The 17,597-nt window shown below is 71.1% G+C and carries 13 protein-coding genes and 1 tRNA gene; 9 read left to right on the plus strand and 5 right to left on the minus strand.

What is annotated here, in order from left to right; translation table 11 throughout:
• Positions 1–192 precede the first annotated feature (192 nt).
• Together CA12_RS09405 and CA12_RS09410 are read right to left on the minus strand one after the other, a co-directional pair.
• Positions 193–804 (minus strand): hypothetical protein, encoded by a 612-nt coding sequence (locus tag CA12_RS09405; protein ID WP_145358706.1) that lies wholly within the window; start codon positions 802–804, stop codon positions 193–195.
• A 3-nt stretch (positions 805–807) separates the two neighbouring features.
• Entirely contained in the window at positions 808–1,137 is a 330-nt protein-coding gene (locus CA12_RS09410) for a tetratricopeptide repeat protein (protein ID WP_242688181.1), read from the minus strand.
• Positions 1,138–1,413: 276 nt separating this feature from the next.
• Here CA12_RS09410 and CA12_RS22005 point away from each other — a divergent pair, with 276 nt between their 5' ends.
• Complete coding sequence (locus CA12_RS22005) at positions 1,414–2,622, plus strand: ParB/RepB/Spo0J family partition protein (protein ID WP_165700652.1); 1,209 nt, start codon at positions 1,414–1,416, stop codon at positions 2,620–2,622.
• A 283-nt stretch (positions 2,623–2,905) separates the two neighbouring features.
• Positions 2,906–2,979, plus strand: a tRNA-Pro gene (locus tag CA12_RS09420).
• 48 nt (positions 2,980–3,027) lie between these two features.
• Here the strand turns inward: CA12_RS09420 and CA12_RS09425 are convergent.
• Positions 3,028–4,212 (minus strand): ester cyclase, encoded by a 1,185-nt coding sequence (locus CA12_RS09425; protein WP_165700653.1) that lies wholly within the window; start codon positions 4,210–4,212, stop codon positions 3,028–3,030.
• A 72-nt stretch (positions 4,213–4,284) separates the two neighbouring features.
• Here CA12_RS09425 and CA12_RS09430 point away from each other — a divergent pair, with 72 nt between their 5' ends.
• From CA12_RS09430 to CA12_RS09455, 6 genes are all read left to right on the plus strand, one after another.
• Positions 4,285–4,647 carry a hypothetical protein gene (locus CA12_RS09430; protein WP_165700654.1) on the plus strand — a complete coding sequence of 121 codons (363 nt, stop codon included), beginning with the start codon at positions 4,285–4,287 and terminating at the stop codon, positions 4,645–4,647.
• Positions 4,648–4,761: 114 nt separating this feature from the next.
• Positions 4,762–5,355 (plus strand): sigma-70 family RNA polymerase sigma factor, encoded by a 594-nt coding sequence (locus CA12_RS09435; protein ID WP_145358709.1) that lies wholly within the window; start codon positions 4,762–4,764, stop codon positions 5,353–5,355.
• A gap of 104 nt (positions 5,356–5,459) precedes the next feature.
• On the plus strand, positions 5,460–7,811 hold the full coding sequence (locus CA12_RS09440; RefSeq protein ID WP_145358710.1) for a serine/threonine-protein kinase: 2,352 nt from the start codon (positions 5,460–5,462) through the stop codon (positions 7,809–7,811).
• Between the two features lie 123 nt (positions 7,812–7,934).
• The gene (locus CA12_RS09445) at positions 7,935–9,050 is read left to right on the plus strand and encodes a prenyltransferase/squalene oxidase repeat-containing protein (RefSeq protein ID WP_242688183.1); all 1,116 of its coding nucleotides are present in this window, start codon (positions 7,935–7,937) and stop codon (positions 9,048–9,050) included.
• Between the two features lie 221 nt (positions 9,051–9,271).
• Positions 9,272–10,597, plus strand: coding sequence for an efflux RND transporter periplasmic adaptor subunit (locus CA12_RS09450; RefSeq protein WP_145358711.1), 1,326 nt, complete (start codon positions 9,272–9,274; stop codon positions 10,595–10,597).
• Between the two features lie 105 nt (positions 10,598–10,702).
• Entirely contained in the window at positions 10,703–14,284 is a 3,582-nt protein-coding gene (locus tag CA12_RS09455) for an efflux RND transporter permease subunit (RefSeq protein WP_145358712.1), read from the plus strand.
• Between the two features lie 104 nt (positions 14,285–14,388).
• Here the strand turns inward: CA12_RS09455 and CA12_RS09460 are convergent, their stop codons facing one another.
• A complete protein-coding gene (locus CA12_RS09460) occupies positions 14,389–15,327 on the minus strand; it encodes an endonuclease/exonuclease/phosphatase family protein (RefSeq protein WP_145358713.1) in 939 nt (312 codons plus the stop codon).
• A 164-nt stretch (positions 15,328–15,491) separates the two neighbouring features.
• Here CA12_RS09460 and CA12_RS09465 point away from each other — a divergent pair, with 164 nt between their 5' ends.
• Positions 15,492–16,700, plus strand: coding sequence for a Gfo/Idh/MocA family protein (locus CA12_RS09465; protein WP_207622186.1), 1,209 nt, complete (start codon positions 15,492–15,494; stop codon positions 16,698–16,700).
• A gap of 133 nt (positions 16,701–16,833) precedes the next feature.
• On the opposite strand, the gene CA12_RS09470 is transcribed toward CA12_RS09465, so the two are convergent.
• Complete coding sequence (locus tag CA12_RS09470) at positions 16,834–17,436, minus strand: HNH endonuclease (protein WP_145358714.1); 603 nt, start codon at positions 17,434–17,436, stop codon at positions 16,834–16,836.
• Positions 17,437–17,597: the final 161 nt, after the last annotated feature.

Below are 17,597 nucleotides of genomic sequence, written 5' to 3' on the forward strand. Positions count from 1 at the left end.
GTTCGTCCTCCCCTCTCCCCCCTTTGGGGGAGAGGGGCCGGGGGTGAGGGGGCGGTGACTCACGATCGCCCCTCAACCTCCGCCCGCTCTCCCGTCGTCGGGTTCGTCATCGCGGAGAGCGGAGACGATTTAACCGTGCGTCACCCTCACCCCCGGCCCCTCTCCCTCGAGGGAGAGGGGAGATACGGGGGCCTACTCGTCCGGCGTCCAGACGCGGAGGGTCGGGCCGTTCGCTTCCTCTTCCCGCACGGTGTGGCGGCCGTGGCGGTGTTCCTGCCAGAGGATGAAGGCCAGCAGACCGAGGGCCGCCGGCAGCGGCCAGACGTCGTAGAACCCCGCCGCCCCCTTGCCCCTGCCCTCCAGGGTCATGGTGAGATCGATGGCGCCGGCCCGCAGGGTCAGGGCGGCGGCGGCTGCGGCGCACAGGACCGCGAACGGTCGGGCGCTCCAGGCGGGGGCCGTGTACACGACCAACCCGCACGCCGCGATCCCGGGCCAGAGGCAGAGCGTGATCGCTCGGGGGATCTCCGCCGTGAGCAACTCCGCCGGCGGCAGGCCGGACCGGACGAGGTTCGCCATCCCGGCGACGCTCAGCCCGAAGGCGGTTCCGCCGGCGACCAGCGGCAACAGCGCCGCGGTGACCATCCACCAGCGCCAGCCGAGCCGGTCGAGCGTCCGCAGCGCCCACTGCGGGGGCGGTTCGCGATCGCCGTGCGGGCCGCCGTGCGGTCCGGGGCCCTGACGGTCCGGAGGCTCGGTCGGCGGGGCCGGCCCCGGGTCGGGAGCGCTCGGGAACGCCGGCACGGCTCAGCCGCGCATCTGGATCATGCGGGCCTTCGCCATCGCGTCCTCGGCCTCCGGGATCAGCCCGCACCGCTGACAGATCACCGACAGGTGCGTGTAGCTGAAGGCGTCGTTCGGTTCGAGTTCCGGCACCTTCTTGGCGTGCTCCAGCGCTTCCTCCTTGCGGCCCAGCCGTTCGAGGTAGGTGGAGAGGGCGACGTGGGCGGCGACGTGCGTCGGGACCTGCTCGACCAACCGTTCGAGCGTGCCGACGGCGCCCTCCAGATCGCCCGCGGCCTTCTGCTTGTTCGCCTCGCGGAGAAGCAGGTTCGGATTGGCGGCGGCGTCGGCCATCGGGCGCAAAGCGGGAGTCGGGGAAACGAAGAACGTTCGGCATCCTAGACCCCCGCCCAAGCCGGAGCCATGCCTCCGGCCGGGGCGCCGGCGTTTCGCGCGAGACCCCCGCGCCCGAACGACCGGCCCCCGGGCTGAACCGGCGCGACCCCGGCGACCGATGCGACCCCTACGTCTTCGCATTCGCTCCGCCCCGGTCCGCCCGGCTCTCCGCCGGCCGATCGGGCGCACGGAACGACGCCTCTTCCACACGTCGCCTCCGGGATCTCTGCCGTTATGTCCGCTCAACCCGCCCGGCTGCATCGCCCCGACGACGCCCCGCAGGGCTCCTCCCCCCACGGGGGCCAGCAGGGCGGTCGTCGCCTCGGCCGCGGATTGAACGCCCTGTTGGGCAGCCACCGTGAACCCGCTTCGACCCCCGTCGAAGCCCCGCCGAAGGACGCCGACGGCGGCGCCATCAGCGTGGAGCTGATCGAACGCAACCCCTTCCAGCCCCGGCAGGACTTCGCCGAGCCGGAGCTGAAGGAACTCGCCGAGAGCATCACCCGGCACGGCGTGCTCCAGCCGTTGCTCGTCCGGGAGGTGAACGGCGAATACCAGTTGATCGCCGGCGAACGCCGCCTGATGGCCGCCAAGCGCGCCGGGCTGGAGACCGTCCCCTGCCGGGTGCTGAAGCTCGACGACAAGCAGGTCTGCGAGGCGGCGATCGAGGAGAACATCAAGCGGAAGGACCTGCACCCGCTCGAGAAGGCGAAGGCGTTCCGCGACTACCTGGACCGCTTCGGCGGCACGGTCGAGGCGCTGGCCAAGAGCCTGTCCATCAGCCGGCCGGCGGTCTCCAACCTGCTCCGGCTGCTCGACCTGGAGCCGGTCGTCGCCGAGGCCCTGCGGTCCGACAAAATCTCCGCCGGCCACGCCCGGGCGTTGCTGGCGCTCTCCGGCGCCGATCAGGTCGCCGCGTTGGAGCTGGTGATCGACGGCGGCCTGAGCGTGCGGGCCGCTGAGAAGATGTGCCGCGACCAAGCCTTCGACCGGGACAAGCAGACCGCCGTCGCCGAAGCCGAGGCCGCCGGCCTGACCGCCCCGGTGCACGTGGACGACACCGACTGGAACGACGAAGCCGGCCCCGAGGCGATCGCCGGCACGATCGCCCCCGCCGCGGATCAACCGGCCGACGAGCCGCCGGCCGAGGGCGAGAAGCTGTTCGTCGACATGCCGTCGCTGGAGGACGCCCCCACCGCCGGCGCCCCCGCCGAGCCCGGCCTGAAGGTGTTCGACGCCGACGCGGCAGAACAGTCCGACGCGCCGAAAGCGGACGACAAGGCCCTCACGCCGCACCTCGAAAGCGTCCGCGACGGCCTGAAGGACCAGCTCGGCTGCCCCGTCGAGATCGTGTTGAAGGGCAAGGAGAGCGGCCAAATCCGCCTGAGCTTCGCCGACAACGACGCCTTCGAAGCCCTGCTCAAGCGCCTGCGGGCGGCCTGACCCGGCGGGCGGTTGCACTGCTGACAGACGGGCTCCGGGGCGATCTCACCGATCGCCCCGGAGCTTTTTTGTTGTGGACGACCGCGTGCTGTTCCCCGTCTGCTGACCACCGCGGCCCGTCGCCCGGTCGCTCCGGATCGGGACGGCCGTGGCGGCCGTCCGTCAACCCACCACGTTCGGCCTGCTCGACGCTGAGGCGATCGGTCTGATGGACGCCCGCTGACCCCGAACCGACGACCCGATCGACGGGTCCGGCGTCCGGGGGTACGATCCCCCCGCGTCCCGGGACGTAGCTCAGCCTGGTAGAGTGCCTGCTTTGGGAGCAGGAGGCCGCAAGTTCGAATCTTGTCGTCCCGACTTCGCCCCGCCGGGCTTTCGCCCGGCGGGGCGTTTTGCATGGGGGCTTCAGACTTTCGGCGGCGGGTCTTCGGTGAGTTGGCGGATCAGGTCGGCGACGTCCCAGTGATCGCGGGCCTCCGCGATGAGGCCGTCGTCGCGGAAGCGACCCCAGGAACTGCCCCGCACCCGGACCACCCGGCCGGTGGGCTCGATGTTCAGAAACCGGCCGGTGTGCGTTTTGATTACCGACCAGTGAACGAGGACCTCTTCCCCGTCGCACAGGATCCGGTCGACGGTGAGCCGCAGCGGATCGAAGCCGGCCAGCACGGCGGCGACGCGGTCCCGGACCGCGTCGCGGCCGGTGAGGGTCTCCCCCTCGGCGAAGAGGGTCACGTCCTCGGCCATGAACTCGTCCACGGCGTCGGGGTCGCGGCCGTTGTAGGCCCGCTCGAACCAGGCGCGGACCCGTTGCGCCCGGTCCGCGCTCCCGGCGGCGTCCGGCGGCGCCCCCCCGAGCGTCACCGGACGCCCCCCCGCCAGCGTGCGGAGCAGAGCCGGAACGTCCCAGTGGTCCCGGAACTCCGCCATCAGCCCGTTCTCAAAGCGGACCCAGGAGTAGCCGGAGACCGTCGCCCGACGCCCCTGCGCGGGTACGCCGTGGAACTCGCCGACGTGTCGCACCTCCGCGGTCCACTGCACCGCCACGGTCTGGCCGTCCGTGGTCAGCCGGTCGATCGACAGTTCGATCGGGTCGAAGGCGGCGTGCAGCCCGGCGTAGCGGGCGCGGATCGCCTCCCGCCCGCGATACGCCTCGCCCTCCGCTTGGCCGGCGATGTCCGGGGCGATCAGTTCGTCCACCACCGACAGGTCGCGGCCGGCGAACGCCCGGCGGCACCACTCCCGCATCCGCCGCGCCAACTCGTCCGGCGGCAAATCGAGGAGAAACCCGCCCGCCCCGCGGCTGGCGTCGGCGGCGCCGGCGTCGCTGAGCGCCGTGAGCACGTCCTCCAGCGTTTCCCGTCGCACCGGCCCGCCGCATTCCAGCTTGCGGACCGCCCGCTCCGTGTAGCCCGCCTTCTCCGCCAATCGCTGCTGCGTGAGCCCGACCGCCTTCCGCAACGCCCGCAGCCGCGCCCCGTCCACGCGGATGGACGCGTCGACGCGCCCCGCGGTGACGTCGGCCCGGGGTCCGGCCCTGTCGGTCCCGCCGTGCTGTTTGGCCCTGTCGGTCCGGCCGTGCTGTCCGACCATCGAGCGTTCGGGGATCGGGGTGGGGGAGCGCCGCCCGTCCGCGTTCCGGTTGCGCTCCGGTTCTGGATACGCATGGAAACGTACCGTTCGGCGGCGCATCGCACCACGCCCTTCTCGACGGCCGTGCATCAGGTCGTCCCCCACTCCCTCCGCCCCCGTCGCTCCCTGTTCCAAAAACTGACGATGCCGCCTTCACCCGCCCGATCCGGCGGGGTCCGCCGCCGCGGGGAGCCGGACCTCTCCGACCTGATCACCGACCTCGGCGATAAGGAAAGCACCATGCTGGAGGACGAGCCGGGCGGCGGGGGCCTCCGTCCCGGCCAGCGGACCGAATGCCTGCGCATCGCCGCCGAGGCGGTGCGGCGGTGGCTCGCCGACCAGGCGTCCGCTGACGGGATGCACCACGGCCCGCCGAAGCCGAAGCGGACGGGCTGACCGGCGCTCCGCTCGGCGGGGCGGCCGTTGCGGGGCCGGCCGGGCGGGGATACGGTTCCTCGCTCCTCGGCGTCGCGGGGGACGTGGTTTCTGGTGCGAGAGACGAGGACGCGGGTGTCGGACGTGACGGCCGTGCTGCAACGGATCGAGTCGGGGGACGCGGCGGCGTCCGCGGACCTGTTGCCGCTGGTCTACGCCGAACTGCGGCGGCTCGCGGAAAGCCGGATGCGGTCCGAGGTCGCCGGGCACACCCTCCAGCCGACGGCGCTGGTGCACGAGGCCTACCTGCGGCTGGTCGGCCCGATCGATTCGGGCGACGCCCCGGACGCCGGCCGCTCGGGCTGGGACGGCCGCGGGCACTTCTTCGCCGCCGCCGCGGAGGCGATGCGGCGGATTCTCATCGAGAGCGCCCGCCGCCGCCGCAGCCTGAAGCGGGGCGGCGACCGGCAGCGGCGGGAACTGGGCGAGGTGCCCGTCGAACCGGACGACGCCGACCGCCTGCTGGACATGGACGCCGCCCTGCAGAAGCTCGCCGCCGAGGACCCGGATCTGGCCGAACTGGTCAAGCTGCGGTACTTCGCCGGGCTGAGCGTCGAGGATACCGCCGTCGCGATGGGCGTGTCGCCGCGGACGGTGAAGCGGCACTGGAGCTTCGCCCGGGCCTGGCTCGGCCGCGAACTCGGCCCTGACGCCTTCGATCCGCAGTGAGCCGGCGGGGCGACCCTTGACCCGTCCCGGTCGGGCGCGTCGCATGGGGGTCGCCCGCATCGGCGGCGCCTCGTTCCCCTGCCCCGCCCCCGACAGCCGACCCCGTGAAGCCGCCCGCGGCCGTCGATCCGCCGTCGTCCCGGCGGCAGTTCGCCCGCGAGCGCTCCCTCTTTCTGGAGGCGGTCGAACTCGACACGCCGGAGGAGCGGGCCGCCTTCGTCGCGGCCGCCTGCGGCGAGGAGGTCGAACTCCGCGAGGCCGTGCTTCGCCTGCTCCGCGAACACGACCGCGACGACTGCCTGTGGGATCGCCCCGCGGCGGACCCGGCGCTGCCCCCGGCGTCGATCGTGGCGCAGCTCCGCGAGGAACTGGGCGAGCGGCCGCGGGGCGAGGCGGCGCTGATTCCCCGGGAACGGGGCGTCGGCGAGGCGGTCGGCCCGTACCGGCTGCGGGAGAAGATCGGCGAGGGCGGCTTCGGGTTGGTCTTCGTCGCCGACCAGCTGCGGCCGGTCCGGCGGCGGGTGGCGCTGAAGGTGATCCGGCCCGGCATGTTGACCGGCGAGATCGCCGCCCGCTTCGAGGCGGAGCGCCAGGCGCTGGCGATGATGGATCACCCCAACATCGCCCGGGTGTTCGACGCCGGCGTGACCGACGACGGCCTGCCCTACTTCGCCATGGAACTGGTCCGCGGCGTCTCGCTGACGGAGTTCTGCGACTGCCGCCGGCTCGATCTGCGGGGCCGGCTGGACCTGTTCGTCGCCATCTGTCAGGCGGTTCAGCACGCCCACCAGAAGGGGATCGTGCACCGGGACCTCAAGCCGTCCAACGTGCTCGTCACCCAGCAGGACGGCCGACCACTGCCGAAGGTGATCGACTTCGGCATCGTGAAGGCGGTCAACCCGGACCCGACGGACCGGCTGACGGACCGCACGATCTACACCGGTTTCAAGGCGATGATGGGCACCCCCGCCTACATGAGCCCGGAGCAGGCGGAGATGACCAGCGGCGAGATCGACACCCGCAGCGACGTCTACTCGCTGGGCGTGCTGCTGTACGAACTGCTGACCGGCGCGACGCCCTTCGCCGGGGACACCTTGCGGGAGGCGGGGCTGATCGAGTTCCGCCGCATCCTGCTCGAGGAGGAGCCGCCCTCCCCCAGCAGCCGGCTCGGAACGCTGCGGGCCGACGAGGCGACGACCGTCGCCCGGAACCGCCGGCTGGAACCGACCCGGCTGACCTCCGCGCTTCGCGGCGACCTGGACTGGGTCGTGATGAAGGCGCTGGAGAAGGACCGCGGCCGCCGCTACCCCACGGCGATCGCCCTGGCGGACGATGTGACCCGGTTCGTGGAGGGCCTGCCGGTCGAGGCCCGGCCGCCGTCGAAGTGGTACCGGTTCTCCAAGTTCGCCCGGCGGCACGCGGTCGCGTTGACGACGGCGGCGGTCGTGGCGGCGGCGCTGATCGTCGGCACGGGGGTGAGCGTCTGGCAGGCGACCGTCGCCCGGGCCGCCCTCGCCCAGGCCCGCGTCGCCGAGGCGGAGGCCGGCCGGAGTCGGGACGAACTGGAGGGGTTCACCGAACGGCTCCGCCAGGCGACCGAACTGCTGGGCAAGGCCCGGGCGCTGGCGGAGGCCGGCGACCGGGCGGCGGCGCTGCGGACCTACGATCAGGCCGCCCGCGTGCAGCCGCGGTACTTCGCGGTCTGGGCGGAACGCGGCGCCTTCTTCGCCCGGCTGGGGCTGTGGGACCGGGCCGCCGCCGACTTCGCCCAAGCCCGCACGCTGGGGGCGCCGGCGACGGGGGCGGAGTTCCTGGGGGTGCCGCAGCTGTTCGTCCTCACCGGCCGCCACGCGGAGTACCGGGCGATCGCCGAGGCGATGGCCGCCAGCGAGGGGCCGAGCGGGGGCATCTACGAACAGACGGAACTCCGCGGCCGGCTGGCGGGGCCGCTGTCGCAACGGGAGGCCGCCGCCCTCGCCGCCGCCGCGGAGCGACTGGTGGAAGCCCCCCCGCCGACGGAGGCCGCCGTCGACTTCACCGACCGCGGCCGCATCCCGCGGGGCGTGAAGCTGTACATCGCCGGCTGGGCCCACCTGCGGGCCGGCAACCCGGAGCGGGCGATCGAACGTCTGGAGCAGGCCGGGGCGAGCCGCGGCTGGCGGGGGCACGGCATCGTCGCCCCGCTGCTGGCGCTGGCCCACAGCGCCCGCGGCCGCAGCGAGCAGACCCGCGCCGCCTTCGCCGCCTCGGAGCGGGTGATGGAGGACTACCTCGCCGAGGCCGCGGACCGGGCGGACGGCATGCCGTCCCTGTCCTGGTTCGACTGGGCGGAGTTCCTCCTCTTCCACCGGGCCGCCGCCGCCCGGGTCGGCGCCGACCTCTCCGAGCTGGACGAGCGGCTGGAGGCGTTGCGGCTGCGCACGCTCGACGGCCTGGAAACGGAGGGCCTCGACTAGGCGGCGCCGGAATCGGCGGGCCCGACATGCGGGGGAAAGCCGGATTCTCGCGGCGTCCCTGGCCCCGGCCGGGCCGGCGCGACGCATTGAGTTCCGTTGTCGGTTCCCCTGGAGACTCCCCCGATGAAGCTCACGTCTTTCCTCATGGCCCTCGCCCTGACGGCGCCGCCGCTCGCCGTCGCCCAGGAGGCGTCGCAGAAACTCGGTCCGGACCCGGCGGCGCTGGCCGCCGCCCGCCAGAAGGGGGCGGCGTTCCTCAAGACCACGCAGGCCGACGACGGCAGCTGGTCCTCGCCGGATTCGATCGGCGTCACGGCGTTGGCCACGCAGGCGCTGATGTCCGCCGGGCTGCCGAAGGACGACCCTGCCGTCGCCGCCGGGCTGGCGAAGATCGCCGGCGCCGCCCGGGAGGACGGCCGCATCTCGACCCCGAACAGCCGTATCTCCGGCTATGAAACGTCGGTCGCCGTGGTCGTGCTGTCGGGCGCGGACGCGGAGAAGTACGCCCCGATCGTCAAGAAGGCGGAGGGCTTTCTCCGCGGGATGCAGTTCGACGAGGACGACGGCGTGGAGTCCGGCGACGTGGCCTACGGCGGCGTCGCCTACGGCCCCGGCGGCGGGCGGCCGGACCTGTCCAACACCGCCTACCTGATCGAGGCGTTGCGGGCCGCCGGCGCCGGGGAGGACGACCCGGCCATTCAAAAGGCGCTGACGTTCGTCTCCCGCTGCCAGAACCTGGAGTCGGAATACAACCAGAGCGAGACCGCCTCCGCGGTGAACGACGGCGGCTTCTTCTATAACCCCGTCGCGGAGGTCTCCCCCGCCGGCCGCACCCCCCAGGGCGGCCTGCGGAGCTACGGCAGCATGACCTACGCCGGCTTGAAGAGCATGGTCTACGCCGGGCTGAACAAGGACGATCTGCGGGTGAGGGCCGCGATCGACTGGATCGGCAAGAACTACACCGTGCAGCAGAACCCCGGGATGGGCGACGCCGGGTTGTATTACTATTACCAATTGTTCGGCAAGGCGTTGGACGTGGCCGAGGTCGAGCGGCTCACGGACGAGTCCGGGACCGCCCACGACTGGCGGGGCAACCTGGCTGCCCGCCTGTTCGCCCTGCAGAAGCCGAACGGCAGCTGGGTGAACGACAACGAGCGTTGGATGGAGGGCGATCCGAGTTTGGCGACCGCGTTCGCCCTGCTGGCGCTGGACGACTGCGACCCGCCACCGACCGAGTGAATGGGCCCGGGATCTGGACAGGCGCCGCTTGGGGCGGACAATGCCTGTGTCGCATGTTCGTGAGTTGATCGTTCGCCTCTGTGCATCGTTCAATGGACCGTGCCGGACGCGGGGCGTTCAGATCGCCCCCCGCCCGGCGCCGCGCGTCGCCCCGCCGCCCTGTCACGCCGACGCGCCGCGTCGCTGTCGGAGCGCCCCCGCCCGCCCGCCACGCCCGACCCGTGCCAATCGCCGCCCCCTTCCCGGCTGTCCGGCTGCTCCCGGCCGTCCTGCTGCTGACCGTCGGCGTCGTACCTTCGGCCTTCGCCCAGTCCGCGGCGCCGCCCGCCACGCTGGTGGACGTCGCCCCGGTCCGGCAGGCGCAGGTCGCCTCGGGCCGAGAGTTCGTCGGCACGGTGATGCCGCTGAAGTTGGCGACCGTCGGCAGCGCCGTGGACGGTCGGATCGTGGATTTCCCCGTCGAGCGGGGCGACCGCGTGGAGGCCGGCGACACGTTGGCCCAGGTGCTGACCGGCACGATTGATCTCGAACTGAAGGCGGCCGAGGCTCAACTCGACCTGTCCCGGCAGGAGCTGGCCGAGTTGGAGAACGGCACCCGGCCGGAGGAGCTGCGTCAGGCGCAGGCCCGGGCGACCTCCGCCGACGCCACGCGGAAGTTCCTGGAGACCCGCCGCCGGCGGGTGGAATTACTGTACGACCGCAGCTCCGCGATGACGCGGGACGACGTGGACGAAGCCGCCGCCGCGCAGATCGAGGCGGAGCAGACCTATCAGGAAGCGCTCGCCGCCCTCGAACTCGCCCAGGCCGGCCCGCGGCCGGAGCGGATCGCCCAGGCCCGGGCCCGGGTCGCGCTGCAGGAGGCGACCGTCGAGAAGCTTCAGGATCAGATCAAGAAGTACCGCATTCAGTCCCGGTTCGCCGGCTACGTCATCGCGGAGCACACCGAGGAGGGCCAGTGGGTCAACAGCGGCGACCCGGTCGCCGCGGTCGCCGCGCTGGACGAGGTGGAAGTCGAAGCGTTCGTGCTGGAGGAATACGTCCCCTTCATCCGCCCCGGCATTTCCGCCCGGGTGGAGGTCCCGTCGCTGCCGGATCGGACCTTCGTGGGGGCGGTCTCCTCCGTGGTGCCGCAGGGCGACTCCCGCACCCGCACCTTTCCGGTCCGGGTGAGGGTGGAGAACGTGATCGGGGAGGACGGCCCGATGATGAAGTCCGGCATGCTGGCCCGGGTCGTGCTGCCGACCGGCGCCGAGACGGACGCCCTGCTGGTGCCGAAGGACGCGCTGGTGCTCGGCGGCCCGCAGCCGGTGGTCTGGGCGATCGCCCAGGCCGGCGTGAGCGGCTCCGAATCCGGCGGCGAGCGCCAGGGCGAGGCCCGGGCCGTGCCCGTCCGGCTGGGCGTCGCCCAGGGCGACGCGATTCAGGTGATCGGCGACCTGTCCGAGACGGACCTGGTGATCGTTCGCGGCAACGAACGCATCATCCCCCCGCGGACCGGCAACCCGACTGTCCGCTGGACGCCCCGCCCCCCCCGCGACGGCGCCTAAGCTCGATCCGCTTGCCCGCCACGCCCGGCGAGAACGGCCGGCGGGGCGGGGCCGCCTCTCTTTGATCCTCGACGCCGGTCCCGCGGGGGCCTTTTGGACACAGCAATGAACTTCATCGCGGCGCTCGTTTCCAACCCCGTCAAAGTCGCGGTCGGGGTGCTGCTGACGATGATGTTCGGCCTCGTGGCCCTGGCCCGAATGCCGATGCAGCTCACCCCGGAGGTGCAGACGCCCACGATCACCGTCGAGACCCGCTGGCCAGGCGCCAGCCCTCAGGAGATCGAGCGGGAGATCGTCGTCGAGCAGGAGGAGCAATTAAAGAGCGTGGAGAACGTCACCAAGCTCACCTCCGAGAGCACCGACTCCAGCGCCCGGATCACGATGGAGTTCCGCGTCGGCACGAAGATGGACCGGGCCGTCGTCGACGTGATCGGCCGTTTGGAACAGGTCCCGCAGTATCCCCGGGACGCCGACAAGCCGGTCATCAGCACCGCGAACTCCTCCGACCGCCCGATCGCCTGGTTCATCCTCGGCTCCCGGATGCCGTTGCCGGAGGAACTGGACGCGCTGGAGGCGGACCATCCCGAGTTGGCCGAGGGGCTGGCGCAGGTCCGCAAGGCCCACAACGAGGGGCTGGCGATGCTCCGGCTCCGGCTGCTCGCCGAAAAACACGAGGCGGTGCGGCCCCTCATGCCCCCGCCGGAATTGAACGTCTCCGAACTCAAGCGGTTCGCCGAGGACGAAATTGAAGCCCGGCTGGAGCGGGTCTCCGGCGTCTCGCAGGCGAACGTGCGGGGCGGGCTGGAGGACGAATTGCAGGTGATCGTCGACCCGCAGAAGCTCGCCGCCCGCCGGCTGACGCTGCCGGACGTGCGGCGGGTCCTCCAGGGGCAGAACGCGGACGTCTCCGCCGGCGACTTCTGGGAGGGCAAGCGCCGCTACGTCGTCCGCACGCTGGGGCAGTTCCGCTCCCCCCAGCAGGTGGCCGACCAGCCGCTCGCGGTGGTCGACGGGGCGCCGGTTTACGTCCGCGACGTGGCGGAAGTGAAACTGGGCTTTAAAAAGCCGGACGGCCTGGTGCGGCGGTTCGGCGAATCGAGCATCGCCGTCAACGCCCAGCGGGAGACCGGGGCGAACGTGCTGGACGTGATGGACGGCCTGCGGGGCGTCGTCGCCGAGTTGAACGACGGCATCCTCAAGGAACGCGGTCTGCAACTCACGCAGGTCTACGACGAGACGGACTATATTTATTCCGCCGTCGAACTCGTTCAGCAGAACATCGTGATCGGCGGGGCGCTGACGATGATCGTCCTGATGCTGTTCCTGCATCTCGGCGTGCGGGCGCTGCTCGTCACCCCGCTGATCGCCCTGACCGGGCTGGCCGCGGCGACGTTCTCGCCGTGGTACTTCGTCCTCACGCTGGCGATCATCGTCGGGGCCGGATTCTGGTTCGCCCGCGGGGCGCTGGTGGTCGGGCTGGCGATCCCGACCAGCATCGTCGGCACCTTTTTACTGCTGGACGCGCTGGGGCGCTCGCTGAACGTCGTCAGCCTCGCGGGGCTGGCGTTCGCCGTGGGCATGCTGGTCGACAACGCGGTCGTCGTGCTGGAGAACATTTATCGCCGCTATGACGAACTGGGCGAACCCCCGACGACCGCCGCCGTGCGGGGCACCCAGGAGGTCTGGGGGGCGGTGCTTTCCTCCACGCTGACGACCGTCGCGGTGTTCCTGCCGATCGTGTTCATTCAGGAGGAGGCCGGGCAGTTGTTCCGCGACATCGCCCTGGCGATCAGCGGGGCCGTGGCGCTGTCGCTGGTCGTGTCGATGACGCTCATCCCGACGGCCTCCGCCCGGTTGTTCGGCAACCGCAAACGGGACCAGCGGCGCGCCGCCGCGGCGGCGCATAACTCTTACGGCGCCCGGATCTCCCGCGGCGTCGCCGGGCCGATCGAGCGGGCCGGCGGCGGTCTGACGAACCTCATCGTCGGCGTGAACGCCTGGCTGCAACGCGGCTTCCTGCGGCGGGTGGTCGCCGTCGTGGTTCTGTTCGGCGTCTCCGCGAGCTGCCTGTTCCTCGTGCCGCAGGTCGAATACCTGCCCACTGGCAACCGGAACCTCGTGTTCGGCATCCTCATGCCCCCGCCGGGTTATAACCTCGACCAGCTGATGGAGATGGGCGAGCAGGTCGAAGCGGACCTCAAACCCTATTGGAACACCCAGCCCGGCACGCCGGAGGCGGCGGCGCTGGACTACCCCATTATCGGCGACTTCTTCTTCGTCGCCCGTGGCCGGGAGGTGTTCATGGGCCTGCGGGCGGACGACCCGGCCCGCGTGGGCGAACTCGTCCCGCTGGTTCAGGAGGTCGGCGCCAAGCTGCCGGGCACCTTCACCGTCGCCAAGCAGTCCAGCCTGTTCGAACGCGGCCTGACGGCGGGGCGGACCATCGACGTGGAGATCACCGGCCCCGAATTAGAGGAGCTCGTGGCCATCGGCGGCCGCATCCTCGGGGCGACCAAGGGCTTATATCCGGAGGCCCAGGTCCGCCCCGTGCCCAGCCTGGACCTCTCCAGCCCGGAGGTGCATATCGAACCGAAATTGTTGCAGGCCGCGGACATGCAGGTGTCGGCGGCGGACCTCGGCTTCACCGCCGACGCCCTGATCGACGGGGCGTTCATCGGCGACTACTTCGTCGGCGGGGACAAGATCGACCTCACGCTCGTCGGCATCGACCGCTACGCCGGCAGCGCCGACGACCTGCGTACGCTGCCCGTCGCCACCCCGGAGGGGCGGCTCGTGCCGATGGAGGCGCTCGCGAACGTCCGGCTCACCAGCGGCCCGGAGCAGGTTAACCACCGCGAACGGGTCCGCAGCATCACCATCGAGGTTTCCCCCCCGCCGTCGGTGGCGCTGGAAACCGCGATGGAACGCATCCGCGACGAGGTCATCGCCCCGCTCCGCGAGCAGAACGCCCTCGGCCCCGGTATGCGGATTAATCTCGCCGGCACCGCGGACAAGCTGGAACAAACCTGGCAGGCCCTCTGGGTAAACCTCGCTCTGGCCCTGCTGATTACCTACCTGCTGATGGCCGGCCTGTTCGAGAGCTGGATTTATCCGTTGGTGATTATCTGCACCGTCGTCCCCGGGGCGCTGGGCGGCGTGCTGGGCCTGCGGGCGTTGAACTTCGTCTACGCCCAGCCGCTGGACGTGTTGACGATGCTGGGGTTCTTTATTCTGATCGGGACGGTGGTCAATAATGCCATCCTGATCGTCCACCAGGCGTTGAACAACATGCGCGAGGAAGGCATGGGGCCGGACGCCGCCCTGCTCGAAAGCGTCCGCACCCGCATTCGTCCCATTTTTATGACGACGATGACGACGGTGCTCGGCCTGTTGCCGCTGGTTCTGTTCCCCGGCGCCGGCAGCGAGTTGTATCGCGGGCTCGGCAGCGTGGTGTTGGGCGGCCTGATCGTGGCGACGCTGTTCACCCTGGTGCTGGTCCCGACACTGTTCAGCCTGACCCGCGACCTGCGTGCGTTCTTCTTCCGCCTGCTCGGAGGCAAGAGCGAACAGGAGGATGCGGACGTGGACGAGGACGTGCCGCCGCCCCGGGAACCCACCCCCCGGCCCCGCCGCGTCGAGGAACGCCCGGTCGTCGTCCGCCCGCCGCTGACGGCCGCCGCCTCCTAAATCACAAATAAATTAGAGCCGTGAGCCCGGAGCTTTCGCTCCGGGCTCTTGCGACGTTCTATCGGGGTCCGCGATCACGCCCCCGGCTCGCATCACGGGGACATTTATTCGTCCGCGGTCCGCAGCAGCACGGCGGTGACGGGGTCGTGGTCGGAGGGCGTACGGCCGTCGCGGTGGGTGCGGTCGATGGCGGCGTCGACGATCGCCCAGTGCGGGGTGACGGCGATCCAGTCGATCCGCGACTCGCCGCGGTCCTCCCGCCGAAATCCGCCGGCCGTCCCGGCCGACTGACCCGGTTCGCCGTCGGGGCGCCGTTCGCGGTAGCTGTCCCGCAGCGTGACCCTCTGCCCGGCGGCGTCGGCGGGGTCGCCGAACAGGTTCTTATACGGCAGGCTCCCCGGCACGGCGTTGAAGTCCCCGGTGACGATCGCCGGCCCGTCGCCGGCGATCGCGGCGATCTTCGCCCGCATAAGCGTCGCGGACTCCGCCCGGGCCTGGGCGCCGCGGTGATCGAAATGGGTATTAAAGACCCAGAAGTCCCCCGCCCCGCCCGGTCGCCGGTCGCGGAGCTTCAGCCAGGACGCCATCCGCGGCAGGGAGGTGTCCCAGCTCTGGCTGCCGACTTCGTCCGGCGTTTCGCTGAGCCAGAAGTGCCCGCCGTCCAGCTTTTCCAGGCGGTCGGTGCGATACAGGAGCGTCGTCATCTCGCCCTTTTCCGTGCCGTCCTCCCGGCCCACGCCGAAGGCGGCGTAACCGGGCAGACGTTCCAATAATTCGTCCCGCTGAAAGGCGAGCGTCTCCTGCGTGCCCAGCACGTCGGGGGAGAAGGTTTTGATCGTCTCCGCGACGAATTCCTTCCGATGCGGCCAGGCGTTCTCGCCGTCGCGGGCGGTGCCGTAGCGCAGGTTGAAGCTCATCACCCGCAGCGCGGGCGGCTGCGATCCGGCTCCGGGCTGCGGTTCTCCGGCCGCGGCGACGCCGGCGACGCTCAATAAGACGGCGCCCGCGGCGAGCAGCGGGACGGGGCGAAACGGGACGGGCATGGGAGCGACCTTGCAGTAGGCGAACGGAACGGCGTGTCCGCCCGGATGATACGACAAACGCCGCCGGGGCGTTCCCCGACGGCGGCGGGCGGGCCGCCCCCCGCTCCCACGCGGCGTCCGCCGCGCCACGATTTGCTGCCGTCCCCTCGCCCAACCGCCCGCCGATGCCCGCGACCCGCCGTCGTTTCTGTCAGGCCGCCGGCGGCCTCCTCGCCGCCGCCGCGATCCCGTCCGCCCTCTCCGCCCCCCGTCGTCCCATGTCTGAAGACGCCGTCGACCTGCCCCCCGCCAAGCTGACCGGTCGCCCGCTGCCGGACCTGCTCCAGCCCCTTCCCCTGCCGCCGGGGGAGCGGATCGGCTTCGCCCTCGTCGGCCTGGGGGCCTACGCCCTGAACCAGATCGCCCCCAATCTGGCGAACACCCGCGGCTGCAAACTGGCGGCGGTCGTCTCGGGCAACGCGGAGAAGGCCGGCCGCGTCGCCGCCGCCTACGGGCTGGGGAAGGAACACGTTTATTCCTACGACGATTTCGACCGCATCGCCGACGACCCGGCGGTGGACGTCGTTTATATCATCCTGCCGAACGCCTTCCATCGGGAATGGACGGAGCGGGCCTTCGCCGCCGGCAAGCACGTGCTGTGCGAAAAGCCGATGGCCGGCACGCCTGCCGACTGCGAAGCGATGATCGCCGCCGGCGAGCGGGCCGGCAAGAAATTGATGATCGGCTACCGGGCACAATTCGACCCGTATAATCTGGAAGCGATCAAGGCGGTCCGCGGCGGCGACGGGACGGACGGTGAGATCGGCGTCCCCAGGATCGTCGTTTCCGACCACGGCCGCATTCTGGATCTGGCAGTCACCCGCGATCAGTGGCGGGCGAAAAAAGAATTGGCCTGCGGCGGATCGCTGTACGACATCGGCATTTATTCCGTGAACGGCGCTCGCTATCTGCTCGGCGAGGAGCCGACGGAGACCACCGCCCGCTACCTGCCCCGCTCCGATCGGCCGCAGGTGACCGTGGAGGAGGGCGTGGAGTGGCAGATGACCTTCCCCTCCGGCGCCGTCGCCTCGTGCACTTCCAGTTATCGGGTGGCGGGCAATAAACGCATCCACGTCCAAGGCGCCGAGGGCGAGGTGACGCTCGACCCGGCGACGGACTACTACATTCGCAATCTGAAGATCCAGTCCGGCGACAAAACCCGCGACGTGGAAATCCCGCAGGCGAATCAATTCGCCGCGATGCTGGACGAGATGGCGACCGCCGTCCGCGAGAACCGCGACCCGAAAACCCCCGGCGCCGAGGGGCTCCGCGACGTGCGGATCATGACCGCCATCTACAAGGCCGCGGAGACCGGCGAGGCGGTCAAGATGTGAGGGGCGTGCGTGGCACGCAGAACCTTCGCGCCTCCGCCGTTCGTGCCGCGAATCTTTCCGTATGAACGAAATAAACGCCCCGGCCCCGCGAGCGGGACCGGGGCGTTCTCAATTCACGTTGCGACAAAATGGCTCAGGGCCCCAGCAGTTCCACGTTCCAATAAGCTTCGGAGAGGAACCGCTCCCAGCTTTCGACCCGCACGTTGCGGGCGCTGTAAACCGGGTTCCACGCGGGCCGTTTGGGTTCCCGGGGGAGGGTCATGCGGGCCTCGGCGGGGGTGCGGTCGGCCTTGCGATGGTTGCAGCGCACGCAGGCCAGCACGCAGTTGTCCCAACTCGTGGCGCCGCCGCGGCTGCGGGGCTGCACGTGGTCGATCGTCAATTCATTCCCGCCCGGCTGCACGCCGCAGTACTGGCAGGCGTGCCGGTCCCGGCGAAATAAGTTCCGTCGGGTGAAAGGGACGGTGCGCCGGTGCAGTTTGTCGTAGGTCGTCAGGGCGATGACCTCCGGCGCCTTTAATTCGAACCGGACCGTCTTGACGACGGGCTCGCCGTCTTCGGGCTTCTTGCGGCTCCAATCGTCCCAGCTGTAAAGCTGGTAGTCGGAGGGGTCGACCACGCGGGCGGAGTCGTTCCAAAGCAGAACCAGAGCGCGCGCCACATTCGCCACCCCGACCGGCTGCCAGTTCCGGTTCAGGACGAGGGTGGGGCGGGAGAGGGCCGCGACGGCGGTCATCGGGAAGCTCTTTCGTTCGTCGGCCGGAGCCGACCGGGACGGGGAGAAGCACTCACGAGTCAGACCGCCACGTCGCCGAAAAGTTCGCCGCCGAAGCGCTCGCAGGAGAAAACGGTCGCCGGGGCTGCAGCGTCCGCGGAGCGGGCGCCCCAACCGTCAGG

The sequence above is a fragment of the Alienimonas californiensis genome, from assembly GCF_007743815.1.
Taxonomy (GTDB): Bacteria; Planctomycetota; Planctomycetia; order Planctomycetales; family Planctomycetaceae; genus Alienimonas; species Alienimonas californiensis.

What these genes read in the sequence shown, in the direction of transcription:
- CA12_RS09410 (WP_242688181.1), bottom strand. Translation starts at nt 1,137, where the DNA reads ATGGCCGACGCCGCCGCCAATCCGAACCTGCTTCTCCGCGAGGCGAAC.
- CA12_RS22005 (WP_165700652.1), top strand. Translation starts at nt 1,414, where the DNA reads ATGTCCGCTCAACCCGCCCGGCTGCATCGCCCCGACGACGCCCCGCAG.
- CA12_RS09425 (WP_165700653.1), bottom strand. Translation starts at nt 4,212, where the DNA reads ATGGTCGGACAGCACGGCCGGACCGACAGGGCCAAACAGCACGGCGGG.
- CA12_RS09430 (WP_165700654.1), top strand. Translation starts at nt 4,285, where the DNA reads ATGGAAACGTACCGTTCGGCGGCGCATCGCACCACGCCCTTCTCGACG.
- CA12_RS09445 (WP_242688183.1), top strand. Translation starts at nt 7,935, where the DNA reads ATGAAGCTCACGTCTTTCCTCATGGCCCTCGCCCTGACGGCGCCGCCG.
- CA12_RS09455 (WP_145358712.1), top strand. Translation starts at nt 10,703, where the DNA reads ATGAACTTCATCGCGGCGCTCGTTTCCAACCCCGTCAAAGTCGCGGTC.
- CA12_RS09460 (WP_145358713.1), bottom strand. Translation starts at nt 15,327, where the DNA reads ATGCCCGTCCCGTTTCGCCCCGTCCCGCTGCTCGCCGCGGGCGCCGTC.
- CA12_RS09465 (WP_207622186.1), top strand. Translation starts at nt 15,492, where the DNA reads ATGCCCGCGACCCGCCGTCGTTTCTGTCAGGCCGCCGGCGGCCTCCTC.
- CA12_RS09470 (WP_145358714.1), bottom strand. Translation starts at nt 17,436, where the DNA reads ATGACCGCCGTCGCGGCCCTCTCCCGCCCCACCCTCGTCCTGAACCGG.